The sequence below is a fragment of the Rhodohalobacter sp. 614A genome (assembly GCF_021462415.1).
Classification (GTDB): domain Bacteria; phylum Bacteroidota; class Rhodothermia; order Balneolales; family Balneolaceae; genus Rhodohalobacter.
In genome coordinates this window covers 1-21,421 of the sequence record NZ_JAKEDS010000007.1, presented here as the reverse complement: position 1 = coordinate 21,421, position 21,421 = coordinate 1, and the positions used below count along the sequence as shown (strand labels likewise).

At 43.4% G+C, this 21,421-nt stretch carries 13 protein-coding genes and 1 pseudogene; all 14 read right to left on the bottom strand.

Annotated elements, in window-relative coordinates; genetic code table 11:
* Positions 1-115: 115 nt before the first annotated feature.
* Positions 116-1,450 (bottom strand): hypothetical protein, encoded by a 1,335-nt coding sequence (locus L0B18_RS19370; RefSeq protein ID WP_234573602.1) that lies wholly within the window; start codon positions 1,448-1,450, stop codon positions 116-118.
* 296 nt (positions 1,451-1,746) lie between these two features.
* Entirely contained in the window at positions 1,747-3,228 is a 1,482-nt protein-coding gene (locus L0B18_RS19365; protein ID WP_234573601.1) for a potassium/proton antiporter, read from the bottom strand.
* 21 nt (positions 3,229-3,249) lie between these two features.
* Positions 3,250-3,569, bottom strand: a pseudogene (locus L0B18_RS19950) (hypothetical protein).
* Positions 3,570-4,031: 462 nt separating this feature from the next.
* Positions 4,032-4,673 (bottom strand): DUF6266 family protein, encoded by a 642-nt coding sequence (locus tag L0B18_RS19360; protein WP_234573600.1) that lies wholly within the window; start codon positions 4,671-4,673, stop codon positions 4,032-4,034.
* Between the two features lie 789 nt (positions 4,674-5,462).
* Entirely contained in the window at positions 5,463-6,332 is an 870-nt protein-coding gene (locus L0B18_RS19355; RefSeq protein WP_234573599.1) for an endonuclease/exonuclease/phosphatase family protein, read from the bottom strand.
* A gap of 2 nt (positions 6,333-6,334) precedes the next feature.
* Positions 6,335-8,128 carry a RagB/SusD family nutrient uptake outer membrane protein gene (locus L0B18_RS19350; protein WP_234573598.1) on the bottom strand — a complete coding sequence of 598 codons (1,794 nt, stop codon included), beginning with the start codon at positions 8,126-8,128 and terminating at the stop codon, positions 6,335-6,337.
* 13 nt (positions 8,129-8,141) lie between these two features.
* On the bottom strand, positions 8,142-11,465 hold the full coding sequence (locus L0B18_RS19345) for a SusC/RagA family TonB-linked outer membrane protein (protein ID WP_234573597.1): 3,324 nt from the start codon (positions 11,463-11,465) through the stop codon (positions 8,142-8,144).
* A gap of 439 nt (positions 11,466-11,904) precedes the next feature.
* The gene (locus L0B18_RS19340) at positions 11,905-13,251 is read right to left on the bottom strand and encodes a sulfatase family protein (RefSeq protein WP_234573596.1); all 1,347 of its coding nucleotides are present in this window, start codon (positions 13,249-13,251) and stop codon (positions 11,905-11,907) included.
* Positions 13,248-14,363: a family 20 glycosylhydrolase gene (locus tag L0B18_RS19335; RefSeq protein ID WP_234573595.1), complete on the bottom strand. Its 1,116-nt coding sequence runs from the start codon at positions 14,361-14,363 to the stop codon at positions 13,248-13,250. The genes L0B18_RS19340 and L0B18_RS19335 overlap by 4 nt, the downstream gene beginning before the upstream one ends.
* A gap of 234 nt (positions 14,364-14,597) precedes the next feature.
* On the bottom strand, positions 14,598-15,827 hold the full coding sequence (locus L0B18_RS19330; protein WP_234573594.1) for a heparan-alpha-glucosaminide N-acetyltransferase domain-containing protein: 1,230 nt from the start codon (positions 15,825-15,827) through the stop codon (positions 14,598-14,600).
* 106 nt (positions 15,828-15,933) lie between these two features.
* The gene (locus tag L0B18_RS19325; RefSeq protein WP_234573593.1) at positions 15,934-17,499 is read right to left on the bottom strand and encodes an aldehyde dehydrogenase (NADP(+)); all 1,566 of its coding nucleotides are present in this window, start codon (positions 17,497-17,499) and stop codon (positions 15,934-15,936) included.
* A 1-nt stretch (position 17,500) separates the two neighbouring features.
* Complete coding sequence (locus L0B18_RS19320; RefSeq protein ID WP_234573592.1) at positions 17,501-18,340, bottom strand: fumarylacetoacetate hydrolase family protein; 840 nt, start codon at positions 18,338-18,340, stop codon at positions 17,501-17,503.
* Between the two features lie 78 nt (positions 18,341-18,418).
* Positions 18,419-19,519, bottom strand: coding sequence for an alkaline phosphatase family protein (locus tag L0B18_RS19315; protein ID WP_234573591.1), 1,101 nt, complete (start codon positions 19,517-19,519; stop codon positions 18,419-18,421).
* 81 nt (positions 19,520-19,600) lie between these two features.
* The gene (locus tag L0B18_RS19310) at positions 19,601-20,932 is read right to left on the bottom strand and encodes a GntP family permease (RefSeq protein ID WP_234573590.1); all 1,332 of its coding nucleotides are present in this window, start codon (positions 20,930-20,932) and stop codon (positions 19,601-19,603) included.
* Between the last annotated feature and the right edge of the window lie 489 nt (positions 20,933-21,421).

Genomic DNA, 21,421 nt, shown 5'->3' with positions numbered 1-21,421 from the left:
GGATGAGCCTTACAAGAAGTGTGTTCGTGATCTCAGTGGACTATTGTGAACACACCCCTGGCCAATCCCGTACAGCGATTGAGACTTTCCCCTCTCCCAAAGGGATTTATACTCATCAATTTCTTCGATGCGTACTCTTTTTCTTAAACTGCTCCATAAACATTTCAAAGTCTTCAGCATGAACCCACTTACTCTTGGCTGTAATTTCAATGACCTCCAAGTTATAATCACTGATATAGGTTCTCATTGTCCGGGGCGTTACGCTTAATTTCTCCTGTACCTGATATAAGGGTATGTATTGATCCAGCAGCCAGTGACCTTCAGTATTTGGCGGGAAGTTTTTTCCGGGAATTTGAGAAGTTCCGGTATGAGTCGCCTCTTCAGAAAAGAGGTCTTTAATCAAAAGGGCCATCTCAGCAGCTTCCGAAAATGGTTCACGTTCCGTTTCAAGGGTGTATAAAATCTCAGTCAGACAGCTCAAAATAGTGTTGTAGATTTCCCGATGCTCTTTTTCACTCTTCTCATCCGGTTTTGAATGGCCCAATAGCGTCTGCTTCCATTTTAAAAGCAAATCCTTCTGCTTTTCAGGTTCTGATATATACAATAATGTCTCACTCCCTTTTTGCTCTGAAAAGATTTTCCAACAGAACCAGGCGTTTTCAAGAATGTGCCGAGAATTCAACAGGCGATCCTGATGCAATGGATCTTGCTGACTTTGTTCTTTCTTCAATTGAGTGAGTAATTCTGTGATATTTTTCCCTGCTTCTGAATCCTCTTGAATACCTTTTAAATACCATTTAATTCTGTCTACAGTAGAAAACCAGCCCTTTCTTGAGGGTACCTGTGTTTCGAGATACCTGACAAATATCTCATCAACCCCTAATTCTCTTTCTTCCAGAAGGTGTCCAAATCGTTCATTAATTTCCACAAGAAGAATAAGAATGGAATCTTTGACAAGTGAGTTCAGATAGCGGAAAAGGGTAGCAATAATCTTATCCGGATTAGATATGGAACCCGAAATTCTCTTCTTGCACTCCAGCAGATAATCGATCAGTTGGTTTTGAAGCGACACCAACTCATACTTTAGAATAGTTAATTCCATCTGTTCCTGCCACTGATGCAAAACCTGCATGATCATTCTGCTCTCACACCATAGAACGGACCTGTAAAATCTGCAAATCGGGTGAAACGGCTCAAATGATGAGTTATTCATTTGATAGAATGAAGGCAGCCAAGATGAAAACCCGGATTGCGAAGCCGCCAGAGCCTGCCAGCGGGTCAATAGCATCTTATCCGCCTCCAGATATAACGCAGGGGTACTTGGTATGTCCCACAATTCATCAATAATAGGAAGCCTTTCCGCTTCATACTCTTCAATCAGAATGTGCGGCATCCACTGCCCAAACAACAATTCCCGATAGCCATCTGTCATTGAAAATGAAGGTTTCATAACTCGTGTTCTCTTGTGAACACCTATATATAATAAATTATGGGAAAACCTTTAGGGAGAATAAGGTGAAATTATTAGACTTTTTGGAACCCTCCCCTCTTATAAATCAATAACTTTCACATTTGATTCGTACTTATCCTCATTTAAGAGGGTACCTATGACGAAACTTTTAGCAAAATTATCGACACTCCGCATATCCGACACACGGATTATGATTTTAAAAGGTTAAATATTTGAACAAACATTGGTAAGAAACATAACAAAAACCATATTTTCGTCCGCCATTAATACGGTTGTTAGACGGCATTTCCCGATGTTTGATTTTCGAAATCAGATTTTAATAGTCTCTTGATTTTGTCAAACTGATCTTTTTTAGAAAGTACAAGCAATTTATCATTTGCTTGTAACTCTGTGGTTCCCCGGGGTACTAAGAACTTTCCTTCCCGGTTAATGATTACAATCAGTGCATCGTTAGGGAAGTCTAAATCAATGATTTTTTTCCCAATTATGGAATCCTTTTCATCAACAACAATTTCTTTGAGTGCACTTTTTGTATCTACGGATGGTTCGAACTCTATGGGAAATTTTGTTTTAGGGAGAATGGGAGAATCAACATGAAGCCACCGTGCAATCAGGGGGATAAACGGCCCCTGAATAAGAACAGAAGTTACCACTACAAAAAATACTATACTGAATATCAATTCGGCATTTTCCATACTGGCTCCTAAGGGAAATGTCGCCATGATAATGGGAACTGCACCACGTAATCCAGTCCATGAAATCATTAATTTTGAGCGCATCTTAAAACGACTGAAAAACAGCGATACAAAGACACTTACTGGGCGGGCAACAAGTATTAAAACTAACGCAACTAACAACCCTGTTCCTGATATCGCCATTATTTGAGTAGGAAACACTAGTAAGCCAAGCGTAAGAAACATAGTGATTTGCATTAACCATCCCAGACCGTCGAAAAAGTTAATTAAACTTCTTTGATGAATAAAATTGGAGTTTCCCAACACCATTCCCGCAATATAAACAGCCAAAAATCCGCTTCCTCCCATTAAATCAATAACAGAATAAATCAAGGGAACTAAAGCCAGCATTAACACCGGATACAGACCATCATATTCTAAATTGATGCTATTGATAATCCAGGTAGTAAGTTTGCCAAAAATGTAACCTCCAAGCAAACCAACAGATATCTGCTGAAAAAATAAAAGGGTCATTTCAAGCCAACCGAAATCCGGTAGAATCAGCAATTGGATAATACCAATGGCAAGGAATATAGCCATTGGATCGTTAGTGCCGGATTCAAATTCCATCAATTCCTTGAGACGATATTTGAAGCCCAAAGCTTTTGACCGAAGCACTGAAAACACAGCAGCAGCATCAGTTGAGGATACAATAGCACCTACCAGTACACCTTCAAGGAGACCAAAATTCAGCAGCCAACTTGTGAAAACTCCCACAATTAACGCACTGACTAAAACACCTAAAGTTGAAAGAGAAATGCCTGGAATAATAACTGGCTGTATTTTTTTCCATCGTGTATCCAGACCACCCGAGAACAAAATATAAATAAGTGCAATAATACCGAGGTATTGAGCTAATTCATAGTTATCAAAATAAATCCAGTTTAGACCATCTGAACCTACAATCATTCCAATACCCAGAAAGACTAATAATACTGGTATTCCAAATCGAGTTGAAAGCTTACTAGAAAAAATACTCAAAAGTAAAAGAAGAGCTCCTACAAGCAAGTATATTGAGAGCATGATGATATTTATGTAGTACTATTATTCATTTGCAAAATATCTTTCATGGAGTTCAAGCACAATATTAGTTGCAATAAAAATAGAACTATAGGCACCTACAATTAGCCTAACTAATAAGCAAAAAGTAAAGCTCTTTAGTGATTCGCCTCCAAAAATAAATAAAACAGTTACAACAAATATGGTGGCAAGAGATGTGATTGTTGTCCGGCTGAGTGTTTCATTAATGCTTTTGTTAAGTAGTCATGAGTTTTGTATTTGTTTATATTTTCTCTGATCCGATCAAAAACCACTACTGTGTCATTGATTGAATAACCTACAATAGTTAGAAATGCAGCAATCATTGGCTGGTTTATTTCGAGAAAAAAATGCTACTCCCTGAAGTAAAACAACAATCCCCAATGTAATAAGTACATCATGAGCCGGTGCGGCTATATCAGCTACTGCAAATGTCCATTTTTTGAATCGAATTAACAATTAAATACATAGTTGTATCCGATAATGTTGTAAGGAATATTTGTCTAAGTTCTTGCAATAAGTAATAATAAAACTATCCATTCCTTCGATCTTGATAGGTTTAGAAGTTGCACGGTTTGCAAAACGGTCCAAAAGTAACAGGACAAAATTTACAGCAGTGCTTACAATTTACATGGCGGGGATAGCTAAGCGGGCATTTTTATCTATCTATGGATCGAACACGGAAAGGTGTACCAGACTATGTCAGGTTTTCTCTTTAGTCCAGTATTCAAAAAAAAAGACAGCCCGTCGCCGGACTGCCTTTCCAGGTATGATTTGAAACAGCTTGATTAAGCTGCAACTTCAATTCCCAGGAACTGATTGTCTGAGACATCTTTTCCTGTTTCAGAACGGAATGAAAGATAACAGGCAATGTTTTCTCCACTCCACTCTTGCGGAATATCTACATCAACTTGTCCGTCCACCCTTGAGGCACCGTGAAGGCTGTAAACAACCTCGTCTCGGTCTGTATTGCTTAGCAACACAAGGGCTCCATCCGTGTCGGAACTACTGGATGTGCTTTGGGTATTCTCCCAGGTAATGGTTACTGTATCGGCAACCGAAAGGTCAGCCGCAGCATTGGTTCCCATGGCAAGATTTCCCTGGGAGAAGATCAGCTTCTCCCAGTTGATCTCAAGATCCGGGAATGTTCCGGTAATGGCCTCTTTTAAGTTCAGAGACATTCCACGATTCATCGGTGTTCGGTTATTCGAACCGTTGCTCAGTCCAATGTTGACCAAAGGACTTATTTTGCGTAAAAACTGAATAACCAGCTTGAATCGCATTCGCTGTTGCTGTTGTGCTTCCGTGTTCGGGTTTTTCACCGAGGCGGGTTTCGATCTGATGTAGTCGATGCCCCGCCAGCGGCCTCCTACTACATTTCCGACGGTACCTGAGATTCCACCCAGGATACCAGAAGTTAAACGTGCCATAATAATATTGGCTTTAAATTAAGATTTATCGCTTCTCCTGAAATCACTCTCGCAAATCAGGTTTTGCGTGTTCAGAGGCCAATCTATCAGGCAAATTTCAGCTTCAGAAACAATCTCTATCCTGTTTCCAAAATCTTCCGGGATCTTCCGAAATCTTCCAGAAATGATTGTAAACAAGTCTTTTTAAAGAGACTTTCGAACGGCATAAAGTCATTCCGAATTTAATTCAAAACCTCAATACAGCAATTGATTATAGAATCTCCACATGTATTCAAAACGGTATCAAGCTTCTACCAAATCCGAAACTTTGGGGAGTTGGTACGGAGATGGTATAGAGTTGGTATGAGTGAGTTTCTATGATTTTCAAATACAAAATCCTGAACATCCATTACCCTGTCTGAATTTGTCTGATTAGTTGCTCATAACAATAAATGCACTCATTGTAGTTGTAAAAGATGTGACTTGAATTCCTTTCTCGGTAAACAGGTTTGATTTTAATTATCATCGCTCGTACATCCGGTGACGAAATTCTAAAAAGGTAAACCGGCAACAATCAATCTATATTTATAAATATTGGAAATGAGAAGCTCAGCAATTAACAAACCGATTCCATTTTCATTCGCCTATTTTACGAATGGGCATGTCAAATGATATGAAAAAGTGCCGAACAAAAATTTGAACTTACTTATTTCACACTTAATACGTTTCGGAAGTTTCTTTTTTATACCAAAAAAAGGGGCAGTCCGTGTGAACGGACTGCCCTTTATGATGCAAAAGTTTGCAGTGATTTTATTTGAAACGAACCGTTGAAAGAACCGGCAGGTGGTCGGATGGAAAATGACCTTCATAACGGTCATCAAGTATTTTGTGAGTCAGTACCTGGATAGAATCGTTTACAAAAACATAGTCGATCCGTGACTCGGGCGATCTCATCTCCACCCAGTTATTGCTGGATGAGGTCGGGCCTTCATGAGCGGTTTCAGAAAGATACCGGGCATCATGAATACTCTCCTCTTCTTTCATAATGGCGTAGGCTTCTGTCCGTTCATTTACATTAAAATCCCCGGTAATGAGAACCGGAGTATCTCCTGCAATTGATTTCACATGATCAACAAGAACCTTTGCACTTTCAATACGGGCTTGTTCGCCACGATGGTCGAAATGCGTATTAAAGAAATAGAATTCTTGTCCGCTTTCAGCTTCTTTGAACTTCGCCCAGGTTACAATCCTCGTAATGGATGTATCCCAGGATTTACTGCCGGGAATCTGGGGATTTTCGGACAGCCAGAATGTGTTGGTGGCTATTAGCTCAAACCGGTCCGATCGATAAAAAATCGGAGAAAACTCTCCTTTTGATTTTCCATCATCGCGGCCAACACCAACCCATTCATAATCGGGAAGCCTTGTCTCCAGATCTTTCAATTGATGAATCAGCACTTCCTGTAATCCGGCAATATCGGCCTGGTATCGGGACCCGATCATTTCCGCCACATGATCTTTCCGGTTGGGCCATGCATTCTCACCATCTCCCGGATTATCATACCGGATATTGTAAGACATGACGGCAACCGGTTTCTGATTGGCTTGTGCAAAAATGGCCCGTGTCAAACCGACCGCAAATAAAAGCAATAATAAATACAGATAAATTTGTTTCTTCATCGTTACCATCCTGGATTTTGATTCAAGTTTGTATTGCGTTGAATGTGTACCTGGGGAATCGGGTACAGATATTTTCGCTGCTGCCATTCTTTTTGAATGTTAGGCAGCCACATTAACTCCCCGCTGTCACCATCCGACAGGATAAAATCTTCTCTGTTTACATCCACATATTGCACACCTTCAATTTGATCCTGAGGGGCATCAGGTGTTGTGTAAAAGTAGACATTCGGTTCGCCGTCGCCACTTAAATCCATGTAGGTGTTGGCGGCCGGCACATAAAACCCGCGCCATTTTTGTTCCATTAACTCTCCTCTTCCCCAGCGCCGGATGTCATCAAACCGAATCGCTTCAAAGGCAAGTTCAATACCACGCTCTCTGCGAATTTCAAGCAATACCGCGTCATTAATATCCGGGAAATAAACTTCCTGCAGATATGGATCAGCCTGAACGGGAAGGGTGTTAATGCCGCCTGTAATCCCGGCCCGTTCGCGAAGAGCGCCAATGGTTTGCTGCCAGTCAGACGTATTCAATTCACCTAACTCTGCTTTAGCTTCAGCATAATTGAGGAGAACTTCTGCGTACCGAAAAATGGTTACGGAGTTGGTGTTATTGCTTCCACCGTCCACGCCAATATCATCCACTACCCATTTAATGGGTTGATATCCTGTTTGGGTATAGGTAAATGTGGGCGGAGCGGAAACGACGGCTCCCGCATTGATTCGTGTATAGCCCGGAGTACGAATCGTTTGGCTCAACCGGAGATCGCGGTTTTGCACCTCTTCCGTAAACGTAAGTGTTTCATGACCTGGCATATCTGTAAAAGGAGTTCCATCTTGCATCAGGTACGTATTGATGAACTGACGCGTAAAATTCAGCCCGATTCCAAACGTACCGCTCGTCAACCACCAGTTTGCTGTATGCCTTACACCAAGTGCTTCATCCGAAACAACAGACAGAATATCTTCCGCACTGTTAGGAGCATCGGTAATGAACAATTCTCTGTATGAAAATTCCGGTCCTGCGCCGGTATACAAACTGTATGCGCCCCCATCCATAATTTGTTTGGAAGCGTCCGCAGCTTCTGACAGCCAGACATCCGCGCTACCTTCTAATCCCAGCCACGAATTATATTTTCGGAAGGTACCTTCAAATAAAGCTACTCGTGATTTTAAAGCCAGAGCAACCGTTTTTGTGATTTCGGTGCGACTCGAAACTTCATTTTGCCTGATGTTTTGAATGGCGAAATCAAGATCTTCGAGAATATGATTCATCACTACCTCCCGGGAGTCACGGTTGCCTTCCAGGCGGGGATCGTCCACATCAAGCGGCTCATCAATCCAGGGCACATCACCAAACCGTTTTACTTTATCAAAATAAAACCATGCACGAAAAAACCTGGCGATACCGCTGTAGTGATTTCGCACTTCCTGGGGAACGTCCTCATTCAAATTGTTTACCAAAAAGTAATTGATGTTTCTCAACCGGCCCCAATCCCATCCCTGGTCGTGGGTTTCTGCCGTCCAGGCTCCGGGAATGATAAAATCAATTGTCCCGAGACTTCGGGTTGCTCCGTAGTCGCTCATCCCATCTCCCCGGGTAATATCGTCTGCACTAGGCAAATATTCATAAAAGGAGTTGGTATATAGCTGCAAGCCCGTTTCGCTACTGAAAACGGCATCCTGCGTGGTGGAGTCTTTGGGTGCCTCGGTGAGGTCACAGCCAGTTGCTGCTAAAAATACAGCCACCAGTACAATAATGGAATAAATAGATTTATTTACTTCTGACATGATTTTCATCTTTAAGAATTATTTAAAATGTAAATGATACGCCGAATGCAAAGCTGCTTAGCCTAGGATAGTTTAAACCATCTCCGGAATTGGATCCTGTAAACAGTTGATCAGACGGAGCGGTAATGGCTTCAACATCCACATTGTTGGCCGTTTTATAGAGAGGTGACCATGACCACAGGTTCTCGCCGGTTACGTATACTTTGGCATTTCGCATGCCAATCCGGGAGGTTAACTGAGCCGGCAAATTGTACCCAATCTGGAGGTTTTTAAGCCGGACATAGCCCACATTCATTAAATATTTTGTCTGGGGAGCTCCAAGACTTCGGTTTGATCCGAGAGCGATATATCCCACAAACCGGGGGAAGAAAGCATTGGGATCCGGATCTTCTTCTGTCCAAATCATACCGTCTTCCAGGTGCCAGTTGGGTGTGTCGTTATAAATTCGGTTATAACCACCCCAGAAATGACCGGCATTGCTGCTTGGATACCAATCCTGTTTCAACACACCCTGGAAGAAACCGGTGATAAAAAAGTTATTCCAGTCGGCGCCAACATTTACGCCAAATGAATATCTCGGAGAACTGTTGCCAATAATCCGTCTGTCGCCGGGGTTATCTACGGTATTGTCTCCGTCATCAATCACGCCGTCGCCGTTGAGATCTCTGAATTTAATATCGCCGGCTTCAAAACCTCGTCCGCCCCTGTGGTTGAACCAGCTCTGGTCGGCATGGTTCTCAACATCGGCCTGATCGCGGAAAAACCCTTCGGTTTCAAATCCCCAAATCTCTCCTACTTTTTGGCCTTCGTAGTAGTCGCTTAAAAATTTATCAGGATTATTATATCGTGTAATTTCTGACACATAATCAGACAAGCTGACTCTCACATGATAGCCAAATGGCTTATCGGCCATGGCAAACTGGTCGCGCCAACTCAAGGAGAGTTCCCAACCACGGGTCTCAAGATCCGCAAAATTCCCAAACGGAGGTGCGGCTCCAAAAACAGCCGGAGGCGTGAGTCCCCGCGTAAACATATCGGTGGTTTCCCTTACATAGGCATCGCCCGTAAACTGAAGTTTCCCTGAAAGCATCTCGAGATCCAGGCCAATATTTCGGGTCGTTGCGGTTTCCCAGGTTAGTCCTTCAGGCAATACATCGGGATTTGATGTGGCCTGTGGCCTCACTCCATTTATAATTCGTCCAATTTGTGAGATATCGAATATTTCCTGGAATACGTACGATTCAATATTTCCATTTCCCATCGAGCCATAGGATGCCCGTAACTGGAGGTGAGAAATAATATTCTCCGGGACATTCCAGAAATTTTCCTCAGAAATTCTCCATCCTACAGAAGCAGATGGGAAGAAGGCATATCGTTCATCTTCAGGAAATTTCGAGGATCCATCGTAACGCGCATTGAATTCAACCAGATAACGCCCGTCATAAATGTAGTTCAGCCGGGTAAATCCACCGAAAATCTGCCATTTTTCATAGCCGCCCTGGGTAATGATGGACTGGCCCAGCGCAAGATTCAGATCTTCTGCATTGGGAAATATCAATCCGTTTCTCTGCGCAACAACGCGTTCAAAGGTTGAACTCTCATAGTTTCCACCCAGCATCGCCTTGAAATAGTGCTTGCCGGAAAACTCATTCTCATACTCGGCATAAAGGTTGGAGGCAACATAGTCGGTTCCGTCATTCTGAATGGTGAGATCGTTATACTGGGTTCCAAGATATTCTATAGAACCGGGTGCACGGCTATACGGAACCGGTACCCTGCGGCGACGGCTGTTGTCTGTGCTATTCTGAAAAGTGAAGTTTCCCCGTAATTGCAATTGATCATCCATCAAGTCTGCAACGAGCTCCGTAGTATTCCGGATCACTCTCTTTTCAGAATCGATATTATTATTTCCGAGATAAAAATCTCCGACGGTGTAAGCTGCTGAATGGGTTAGCGTTCCGTCCGGATTCAGCATCGGTGCCAGTACATGGCCTTCATCCGCAATATTTCTCCAGATTCCACCGCCTTCCCCAACATTCAGCGGATTGATATAATCACGTTTTGAGATATCAAAATTATTGTTGATTCGAAGCCAATCGGTAATATCCACAAATCCTTTTGCTCTCAGGTTCAGTATCTGGAAATCGTCCGAGTTGTATCTGAACAAACCATCTTGCCCCTGGTACCGGCCGGTAACCATAAAACTTGTCGTTTCCGTACCACCTGAAACAGACAAATTGTGATCGGTAGACATCAGCCGGTCTTTGTAAAGCAAACCATACCAATCTGTGCTATGATAATATCTGTAGAGGCCGTCCGGGCCAACATCCGTCCGGGGCAAACCGGGATTATTCACTCTTCTCTCCAGCTCTTCTAGGTATTCTTGTGAAAAGGGAAGCGTTTTGTTCACATTTTGCGGGAAATTTCCGGAATTCAGAATAAATCCTTCAGCGAATCTTGTTGCATAGATCAAAGGATCCGTCGAAAAATCCGGTAAAATAGTAGGTTTCTTAAATCCGAAGTTTCCATTATAAGTAACAGAGATCTGATCGGTTTCGGGCTCTTTTGTGGTAATCAAAACAACCCCAAAAGCTCCGCGGGCACCATACACAGCTGCCGATGAGGCGTCCTTTAAAACGGAAATCGATTCAATATCGGCGGGATTGAGCATAGATGGATCTCCTTCAACACCATCGATTAAAACCAATGCATCCCCACCCTGACCGATAGAGGTGGTACCGCGGATATTAATGGACGGAGATTCCACCGGTTTTCCATCCAGCGGCTGGATATTCAGGTTCGGGATCATTCCCTGCAGCCCCTGTGAAATATTCGGCACATTTCTGTTTTCCAGTTCATCGCCGCCTACATAATCAACCGATCCTGTAAGATTTTCGCGTTTCTGGCTTCCATAACCGACAACCACCAAGTCATCCAGCACCTGGATATCCTGTACCAGTTCTACACGAATATCCGTTCTGCCATCTAAAGTGACGACCTGTGGTTCGTAACCTATATACGAAAATACAAGAGGACGGCTTGTATCCTCGATATCCAGTTCAAACTCACCATCCGGATTTGTTGTCGTTCCTGTTGTGGTTCCTCTCACAAGTATATTTACACCGGGAAGCGGCTCTCCAGTTCGGGAATCGACAACCGTTCCGGTGATGATTTCCAGTTGTTGGTATTCCCGTAACGCCAATGTATTACTGCCGGAATCATGAAGAGTCCACGCATGAACAACCGTAGTACTCAATAGCAGAACGGGGAGCAAGAATCCGCCAATAACCGACAGATATTTCCGACTATTCCAGCCTGATTTTTTGAATTTTAACATCTTTAACATAAACACAAGTATTTTGGAGATTTTAATTTTGAGTCTCAGAATTCAAACGACAAGGAGATGTGTTTAAAATGGGTTTAACAGAAGAGAAACTTCTCATTAAGCAATTGTTTTTTAAGCATTACGAACACTTCAAACTTCTTAATCCTATCGCGCTTAAAAGTTGGGGATCGCTCTTTATGAAAATGTTACCTGAACGATAAGATTGATGAATCCAATGTTAATCTTTTGTAAAGCCGGACGAAAAAAGGGGCCTCCCGGAAGTCATTTATTGTATGTGAAAGGCAGTGATTTTGTGATCCATAAATGACTTTGAAACACAAATTCTTTGGAGCGTGAATTCGGCACAAGGATTCTGAAGGGCGTTAGTCTGAGAACAATTCCAATCTATTCAGTGGAATTATCTTCTCAAATAATAGATAAAACCGAAGAGCTGTTTTCTCTATTGTTGTGGTTCGGGGAGTTCTGCTCCAACTTCACCGGCAAACTCTTCCATTTTCAGGCGAATTTCCCGGACAATTTCGGGATGATCTTCTGCCCTGTTAAATCGTTCGCCGGGATCATCCTGCATGTTAAATAGTTCAGGATTTTCTTCCATCATCCTGAGCTTCCAGTCTCCAACTCTCATTGCTTCCAGTACACCATACCGGATGTATGCATATTCTTTCCTCGGGGATGTTTGAACTTCTCCGGTCAAAAAAGGGATTAAATTAAACCCATCAACCGTGTGATCAGGGAGACTTCCTCCACCGGCTTCCAGCATGGTTCGATAAATATCAGGCATGGCTACCAATTGATCACTTACCTGGTTGGGAGAAATGACCGCCGGCCACCGAATCATTGCGGGAACGCGGCTCCCTCCTTCATAGGTAGTGGCTTTACTTCCGCGTAAATGTCCGGTTGAACCGGCGTGCCAGGGTTTATTTCCGGCTTGCAGCATTCGATCGGGCAAATTCAGCCACGGACCATTATCGGATGCAAAAAAAACAATGGTATTTTCGGCAATTTCCTGCTCATCAAGTTTGGACAAAATCTGTTGTACACTCCAATCGATGGTTTCAATTACATCTCCATACAATCCGGCATCTGATTTTCCACGGAATTCTTCAGTTGTATGAATGGGAAGATGCGGCATGTTATAGGCCAGGTAAAAGAAAAATGGTTGCTCGCCACGACCATGTTCTTCAATAAAATCAACCGCCTCTTTAGTGTAGCGAACGGTGAGGGAATCCTGATTAAAGGGGTGTTCCACAATTTCAGTTCCACGGTATAAACCCAGCGGCTCATCCGTTTGCACCCACGGTTTCATATAATCATTTGAATATGGGAGGCCAAACCAAGAATCAAATCCTTGGTTGGGAGGAAGAAACTTCTTTTGTTTGTACCCAAGATGCCATTTTCCTGCCATTCCCGTAATGTATCCGGCTTCTTTCAATCCTTCAGCCAGCGTGAGTTCACTGTCGGGCAGTCCGCCTTCTCCATCCGAACCGGTATCACCACCAAAATCAACCCGGGGCATATAGCGGCCGGTCATTAGTTGGGTCCGGGAAGGTACACACCAAACGGCTGTTTCAAACGAAGTGAATCGTATCCCCTGGGAAGCCAAATTGTCAATATTCGGTGTTTGAATGGTGGGATGCCCCTGGACACTCAAATCACCATAGCCCATATCATCCGTCAAAAGGATAATAATATTTGGTTTCTGAGATTGAGCGACAGACGCGGAGAAACCCGCCAAAAACAATCCAAAGGCTAACAGAATGGTCGACAAACGTGTTTTTTTAATCATCTCATTTTGCTTTCATCCAGTGAATTTACATGATCATACATCATTTTGAAGGTATGCCATTGGGTGTTGGTTCCGCCTTCTTCATCCAGCCTGTTTTCATAATATCCATCCATAAAAGATCCGGCTCCGGACCAAACGGTATGCATGACTCCGTAATAGTTGTCTTTCATTTCATCGGTTGATAATTCCCTGAACCGCAGCATATTTTCCACATGATCTACTCCTACTTCCGGTATTCGCCACGGACAGGAAACCACTTTAAACCCTTTCATCGCAAAATAAGCAGCGGTTGGATAAGCTTTTACATAGTGCCAGTCATTGATTACAACATCTTTTGGAATCATGTCGATGGCGCGGTGAGTATTGTTCATGCTCGCTTCCCACATACCGATTCCGGTGGTTTTGCCGTCGATCAGCCGATCGCCCCAAATCCAAAGTTCCACACCATTTTCAGCAAGATGATTCCTGATTTTCGTCACTTCACCGGCAAATAATTCCGCTTTATCGCGTCCGTTACATCGTGGACATTGCTCGTGTCCAATATAGAAAACCTCGTCCATTCCGGCATGAAAAGCATCGGTTTCAAAAACCTCCACAATCTCATCAACGATATCAAAAACCACATAGTGAACTTCGGGATGCAACGGACAATAACTTTTGCAATAGAGTCCATCCTCATTCGGCCATTCGTAATTTTCGGGCATTTCTACATCGGGTGTCTCATCAAATTCCGGGTAGACTTCCAGGAGATTTTCCAGGTCGCCCGCCCAGGATTGATGTCCCAGTAAATTGACTTGTGGAATAATCCGAATGTTATGCTTTTTAGCAACGCCTACAATCTTTTTTACATCCGCTTTCGAAAGGGCAATGGAATCACGCAACTCAGGCCGGCTTTCATATTGATAGTTATAATCAACCCGAAGAATGAGCGTATTAACATTTCGCGGAGCCAACTCCTCATCGATAAAAGTGACAAACCTGTCCACTTCATCTACTTGTGGAGCCGCAATAGCAAACCCGCGGACGGTCAGCAGACTATCAAGCGGTTGTTGAGCGAATGATTGGAGTGAAACCAGGAACAAGCAGACAATCAAAAAAGGAATCTTTTTCATATGGCAGGTATAGGTTAAGAATTGGTTGTGTCCATAACCAGTAAAATAGTATTGACAGGTAATTATTCCAGTCCAAATCCATAAGAATCAATTTTTGGAACCGGTTTCATGAGTCATTTGGAGAAGACACGGAGTAATGACTTGGCAATCATAAAGCAATCAATGTGCGGGGATTGCTTCACTTTGTTCGCAATGACTGATCTGCGACTTTTAGATATTTTCAGTTTGATATCTCTAAAGCTTTAACCGAACGAAAGATTTATTCAAAAGAAAAGTAATTCCAACACAGAAGAATGCAAATGCCAGCGATTTGATCAACCCAACCATTCCGTTCAAAAAGAAATCAGGTAAACTCAAACCGGTAAAAACCACAAAAGCATAGGCAAAATAGGGAATCAAATAGGTGAGCAAAGTGTCCGTACCGGCCGGTTTGACGGGTCTAAACCATTCGGCTTTTCCCCAAACATCTGCAATCCAGTAAACAGCGACAAATGCAAGAAGTGTAAATGCACTGCACAGAAATAGCCAGGCGGGTGTAGCGCCAAGTTTCATCAATCCCCAATACGGGCGGGTCACCACGGACAAGATGACCAGAACCACTGACGCAATTAAAAATATGGTTGTCATGGTTTTATCATCCCCTCTTTCGCGGTAGTGCTGGAATACCCATGATGTTAAAACGCCCCCCATTGTAAAGCCGGTCAGCGTTCCGTCGAGAATGGCATCGGGGATAAAGGTTAAAAATGCGGGAATATTCCCGGCATCTGAAATCATACTTAGCACAGCAAAGAAAATCCACGCTCCAAACAAGAATTTAAAGTTGTCTTTTGAGAAGACCAACACAAGTGAACTTGCCAAATACGCCCACCCGATCAATCCTAGAATTCCCCACCATTGTGGAGTGAAACGGACCAGTTCCTCATCTCCTCCACCCCGATAGATGAATGCCAGAACCACAAGAATAATTACCCCAAGAACCCTGCCAAGATTGTAAAATTTTGACTCGGTGACGTTTCGATGAACATTCCAGATGAGGATAAATGAGAGACAGCTCAAGGTATTCCAGCCATGGCGGCTGATACCTGTTGCGGCCTCATTGATAGTTTCTCCATTGACGAGAAAAACGCCCATAACAAGTAACGCAATCGTACGAACCAGGATGTGCTTGATAAGCTCCCAATCCGAAGCGCCTTTATTTCTGCGGGCACGAATGGCATACGGCAGAGACAAACCCACGATAAAAAGAAACGCCGGAAAAACCACGTCAGCCAGCCCAATTCCATCCACGCCGGGGGCCACATGTTCCAACCATTCCGGGATATTAGTCAGCGACCACAGATCGTTCACGAAAATCATGAGGACCATGGTGAGCGCCCGGAGAATGTCAATCGTGGCAATGCGTTTGGAAGCGTACGGCTTGTCGTTAAATGCGGAAGGTTGAGTTGCTGAATTGCTGGTTGCCATTTATAAACGGCTGTGCGTGATCAGGTTAGTTGTCATCTAACATTAATTCATTCCTTCATTATACAGCCTTTCAAGCTAAGTTGGAATCCGAAAATATTGTATAAATCTATCTTACAGAATTCTTCAAAAACTCTCCATCCACCAACCTCCAAATTTCCAAAGGATTATCATCCTTTAATTCATCAGGAAGAGCTGTGCTTGGTAAATCCTGGTAGCAAACCGGCCTTGAGAAACGTTCTATAGCTTTCGTGCCAACCGAGGTTGTTCTACTGTCGGTTGTGGCGGGAAATGGTCCGCCGTGGATCATGGCGTAGCAAACCCGAACACCTGTTGGATATCCGTTAAAAATGATTCGTCCGACTTTTTGTTCAAGGACTTCAATGAGTTCGGAATACTCTGTGAGATCTTTTTCGGTTCCGTGAATGGTCGCCGTCAAATGGCCTCTTAATTTCTTCGCAGCATTCAGTATTTCTTCTTTACCGGATGATGAAATCAGAACGGTTGATGGCCCAAAAACTTCTTCCTCCACATCCTGGTTTTCAAAATAGACGGATGCCGGAGCCTTTAAAACAGCCGCCGATCCCCGGAATCCATTTTCATCATCCTTCCCTTTCGCAAGCACTTCAATTCCCTGAATCCCGGAAAGCTTTGACAGGCCGGATTGATAGTTCTTTTTGATTCCTTCATTCAGCATCACTCCCGCTGAAATCTCTTCTACGTGATTTGTCAACTCCGTTTGAAAGGATTTTGCATCATTGGAGTCCTCATGAAAAACCAATCCGGGATTGGTACAAAACTGTCCGACTCCCAGCGAAACGGAACCGGCCAAGTCTTCCGCAATTTTCTCTTTACGCTCTTTTAATGCGCCGGGCAAAATAAAAACGGGATTTGTACTTCCCATTTCTGCGTAAACAGGAATAGGTTCAGCGCGTTTATTGGCTTCATCAAAAAGAGCTTTACCTCCGCCGTATGATCCTGTAAATCCAACCGCTTTGATCTTCGGATGGCGGACAATTGCCAGGCCAACTTCATGCGATGTTCCATGCACCATTGAGAAAACACCTTCCGGCATTCCCGTTTTTTCCACAGCAATTTGAATGGCCTTGGCAACCCATTCACAGGTTCCGGGATGCGAAGGATGTGCCTTTACAACAATCGGGCAGCCCGCCGCTAAAGCCGAAGCGGTATCGCCGCCCGCTACAGAAAATGCGAGAGGAAAATTACTGGCACCAAATACGCCGACGGGTCCCAACGCTTTTCGCATGCTTCGCACATCCGGTTCCCCGGTATCAATGCGGGCATCCACCCAGGAACCTTCCCGAACTACATCGGCAAATAGTTTTAGCTGGCTGACGGTCCGACCGCGTTCGCCGGTCAGTCTACCTTCCGGCAGACCGGATTCTTTCATACATCGTTCAATCAAATTATCACCCAAAGCCATAATCTCGTCCCCGATGGTTTCAAGAAACTCTGCCTTTTCCTCTCCACTTTTTTTGCTGTATTCCGTGAAAGTATCAGCCGCACGTTCAACGGCTTCGTTCACTTCATTTTGTGTTGCTTCAGGGAAAAGAGGTTCTAACAATTCTTTTGTGGCAGGATTCACAGCCTGAAACCGTTCATTGCCCTGACTGGATCGCTTATTACCGATAAAATTTTCTCCGGTTAACTTCATATTAAGATGTAACTTTATTGACTAAGGTTCCTATGAGTGGAATAGTAATTTGAATGTCATCATTCTCTTGCAGCGTAAAATCTTTGCCGGGGACAATCCCGGTGCCGGTCATTAAAAAACTGCCATTCGGAAATGAACATTCACGATAGAGATACGACACAAGGTCATTAAAATCCCGTTTGATTTGGTTGATTTCAATTGAACCTTCAAAAACAGTTTTGCCGTTTCTGTTAATTTCTAATGTGATGGTGGTGTCGGATGGAAGAGGTTTTTTCGTCACGTAAATGCAAGGACCAATTGCCGCCGAACCATCGTAAGTTTTTGCCTGGGGAAGATAAAGCGGATTTTCTCCTTCGATGCTCCTCGAACTCATATCATTGCCGATAGTATACCCCACAATTTTTCCGCTGGATGTAATGCACAATGTAAGTTCCGGTTCCGGCACATCCCAGGTTGAATCCTTCCGAATTCTAACGTTTTCACCGGAGCCGACACATCGATACCCGGTGGATTTGAAAAAAAGTTCAGGCCTGTCGGCCACGTACACCCGGGCATAAAAATCACCGCCACCGGCTTCTTTCGATTCTTCCTGACGCCCCAATTTGCTGTTGTAATAGGTTACTCCGCTTGCCCAGATTTCCTGGTTTCCGATTGGGGCCATCAGTTTATCCGTAATAAAATCATCACCGTTTGCAATGGATTCCAGGGAAGAAATTTTCTCTGTTGCTTTTTCGGAGAGATGGTCATCGTTGATGAACGTATCCCAATCTTCATTTTTCAGCAGATAAAAGGATGCATCGTTTTCAATAACCACACCCCTTTTGGTTTTATAAATTTTCATTCATGCGGATTTTCGTTCACCTTTAAATAAAATAATAAACAGACGAAGAAGCGACTCCATACGGCCTTTTTGTATGATTTAATTGCTATTCTGTATGATTGTATTAATCGCATCCCCGACCACCACTTTGTTTTGATAATTTAGCCCGAGAAGCTCTGCAACCGTTTTTGCAATTTGATTTTGATAAAGCTGACCGCTCTCTCCGAGTTCACCAAGTGCCGGTGTGTCTGGACCGATAGCGGCGATCCAAATTTCATCTGCGCCATCAACATCCGCCCCATGATGCCGCCATTGGTCTGTCGGTTCCGTTCCACGTCCATGATCGGTTGTGATGATGAATGTCGTTTTTCCACGATACTGCTCTTCCTCCTGGACAAATTCCCATAATTGCCGAATAAACCGATCCGTTTGATTCGCAGATTTGATATATGCTTCATAATCGCCATCGTGTGCAAAATCATCCGTCTCACCGTACGCGACATACAATAGCCGCGGTTTGTCGGTTTTCAAGTGTTCGAGTGCATAATGATGGGTAAATGCATCGAGCCGAACCGTTCCCCACGGACTTGGAATTTCGCTGATTAATTCATTCAGAAAACGTTCGCGATCGGTTAATTCTGTGCCCTCAACAGGTTCAAAACCGGCGTTGACGGGAATTCCGCTTCTTTGGCTGTTGATGATAAACGGAAAGACATCCCATGATGCAAAAGCAGCAACTTTTCCTGCAAATTCCGGCTGTTCATTGACAAACTCCAACACCGTTTTGTTCGGGTTCCAGATCTTATCATTGCTGTCAACTTTTTCATCCGCATAGCCGGTAAGAATCTCATTATACCCCGGATAGGAGAAAAACAGTCCGTTAGTTACGTTCACATGGTTCCCAGCATTTCGATTGCCATACAATTGTCCTTCTCTGGCAATGGTTGTCCAGAAAAACGGCATCAGTTTTTCCCTTCTCAACTCCGGATTTTCTGCCCAATAGAGTTCTTTCAGATGATCCTGATTTTCAACATACTCTTCATTATTCATCAAACCCGCATCGATTCCGGTGTAGAGTTCTTGCCATCTAAATCCATCGAGTGTAATGAGAATTACGTTTTCTGTTTTCAGATTTGATTGAGAGAAAACCGGAATGCTCAAACAGGAAAACAAAAGTAGGAATGTGATTTTTCTGATCATACGTATTTTAAAATTTGATTTATTTTTTTCTATCTGGCAGATCTGTGTACTTCAATCATAATCATTCTTTGTTAACTGTATTTAAACGATGATTAAGTATAATAAAAACAATGTGATTACCGCAGTTATTCCTAAAACAAATGTTCCCAAACTGAAAAGCCGATATCCCATTTTGGTATCCATACCCGAGAGTTGGGTCATGACCCAGAAAAAACTGTCGTTCGCATGAGAGAAGACAGACGAACCGGCTCCGATCGCAATAACCACCATCGCTTTTTCCAGTTCCGTGTCGAAGCCCAGGGTGCCCATCATCGGGGTTAAAATAGATGCAGCAGTAATTAATGCAACGGTTGATGACCCTTGCGCAGTTTTGATGGAAGCCGCAATCAGGAACGGCAGCCAGATACTCAGATTGATATCAGAAAGAGCGGACCCAAGTATAGCCGCAATGTCTGAATTTTGAAGCACTTTCCCGAAGATTCCACCGGCACCGGTAATCAAAATAATAGAGGCCGCATTTTTTAGCGCATCACCTACCCATCCGTCTGTTGAAAGCATGCTTCGTTCCAGCTTTTTGGGTAACAGAAAAGCGAGAAACATTCCGATGAGGAGGGCAATCATCGGCTCACCTAAAAACAGAAGAATCTCTATAAAAACATTCCCGGGAGCCACTTCAAACATATTAATAACAGACTGAAGCACAATGAGAATTATCGGGACAAAAACAGGCAATGAAGATTTCACAGCGCCGGGCGCTTTCTGAAGACGCTTTTTAATTTCAATCTCATCCACTTCGGGAATCGGATCGATGTAGGTTTTGGCTACATATTTATTGGCATAAATCAATCCCGCCAATAATGCGACGGCACTGATTGGCACACCCAACAACATGACCAGTCCTAAATCGGCATCTAAAATACCGGCGGCGGCAATCGGTCCCGGAGTGGGCGGTACAAGTGTGTGGGATGCTGTCAATCCAAGAGCGAGGGCCACGGCTGAACCGGAAAGCGTAATTTTGGCCCTTTTTGAAAGACTTTTGTTCAGCGGTGAAAGGAGAATGAAACCGCTGTCGGCAAATACGGGAATTGAAACAAACCAGCCAATGATTCCCATTGCTGTGGGGACACGTTTTGGGCCCGTCCACTGCAATACTTTTTCTGCAATTTTATAAGCTCCGCCGGAGTGTTCCAGAAAAGCACCGACAATCACACCAAAAACGATCAAAAGGCCAATTCCGCCCAGCGTATTTCCAAAGCCTTCGTTTACTGAAGTGATGATTTCATCGAACGGCATACCGACACAAATTCCGTAGAAAAGTGCCACCAAAAACAACACAATAAATGGATGTATTTTGTACCGTGCCGTCAACAGAATAATCAGCACTATAGAAAGAACAAGGTAGAGAACAGCCATCGGCTCAGCAGGTTAAGTGGACATGTTTGGCAGAACTACACCCTCTTAATACTGATTTTTTTTTGATTTTAGAAACCGGTTTAAAAATACAGATCCATTCCTCAACCGTTCCGGCTGTTCGCCAAAGACTGACTCGCGTGACAACTTCCCTTCCGGATGGGTGATTTACGCTAAATTCATCCCCCGTTAAACGTAAGTTCCTCAGGGTCTCTCTTCATTACGAATAACTCTCTGATTCCAACCATTTATGCAATTCTCCAGCTCATTCTCAATCTTTGCGGCAATTTCTGTTCTTGACTTCAGAACATTTGCAAAAAACATCACAAGGACTGAGAAAGAGCTTTTTTAAATTGGAGAATTTTATTCATGAATGTTCATACACAACCATAATTATTCAGGTTGTTCCTCAATGGTTTTGCCCCAAACCTCAAACATCTTTCGTGCGATTCCGGTGTTGTCATACCGTCCTTCAAACAACTCGCCTTTAGG

What these genes read in the sequence shown, in the direction of transcription:
- L0B18_RS19325 (WP_234573593.1), bottom strand. Translation starts at nt 17,499, where the DNA reads ATGAAGTTAACCGGAGAAAATTTTATCGGTAATAAGCGATCCAGTCAG.
- L0B18_RS19365 (WP_234573601.1), bottom strand. Translation starts at nt 3,228, where the DNA reads ATGCTCTCAATATACTTGCTTGTAGGAGCTCTTCTTTTACTTTTGAGT.
- L0B18_RS19360 (WP_234573600.1), bottom strand. Translation starts at nt 4,673, where the DNA reads ATGGCACGTTTAACTTCTGGTATCCTGGGTGGAATCTCAGGTACCGTC.
- L0B18_RS19355 (WP_234573599.1), bottom strand. Translation starts at nt 6,332, where the DNA reads ATGAAGAAACAAATTTATCTGTATTTATTATTGCTTTTATTTGCGGTC.
- L0B18_RS19320 (WP_234573592.1), bottom strand. Translation starts at nt 18,340, where the DNA reads ATGAAAATTTATAAAACCAAAAGGGGTGTGGTTATTGAAAACGATGCA.
- L0B18_RS19350 (WP_234573598.1), bottom strand. Translation starts at nt 8,128, where the DNA reads ATGAAAATCATGTCAGAAGTAAATAAATCTATTTATTCCATTATTGTA.
- L0B18_RS19315 (WP_234573591.1), bottom strand. Translation starts at nt 19,519, where the DNA reads ATGATCAGAAAAATCACATTCCTACTTTTGTTTTCCTGTTTGAGCATT.
- L0B18_RS19330 (WP_234573594.1), bottom strand. Translation starts at nt 15,827, where the DNA reads ATGGCAACCAGCAATTCAGCAACTCAACCTTCCGCATTTAACGACAAG.
- L0B18_RS19340 (WP_234573596.1), bottom strand. Translation starts at nt 13,251, where the DNA reads ATGATTAAAAAAACACGTTTGTCGACCATTCTGTTAGCCTTTGGATTG.
- L0B18_RS19345 (WP_234573597.1), bottom strand. Translation starts at nt 11,465, where the DNA reads ATGTTAAAGATGTTAAAATTCAAAAAATCAGGCTGGAATAGTCGGAAA.
- L0B18_RS19310 (WP_234573590.1), bottom strand. Translation starts at nt 20,932, where the DNA reads ATGGCTGTTCTCTACCTTGTTCTTTCTATAGTGCTGATTATTCTGTTG.
- L0B18_RS19335 (WP_234573595.1), bottom strand. Translation starts at nt 14,363, where the DNA reads ATGAAAAAGATTCCTTTTTTGATTGTCTGCTTGTTCCTGGTTTCACTC.
- L0B18_RS19370 (WP_234573602.1), bottom strand. Translation starts at nt 1,450, where the DNA reads ATGAAACCTTCATTTTCAATGACAGATGGCTATCGGGAATTGTTGTTT.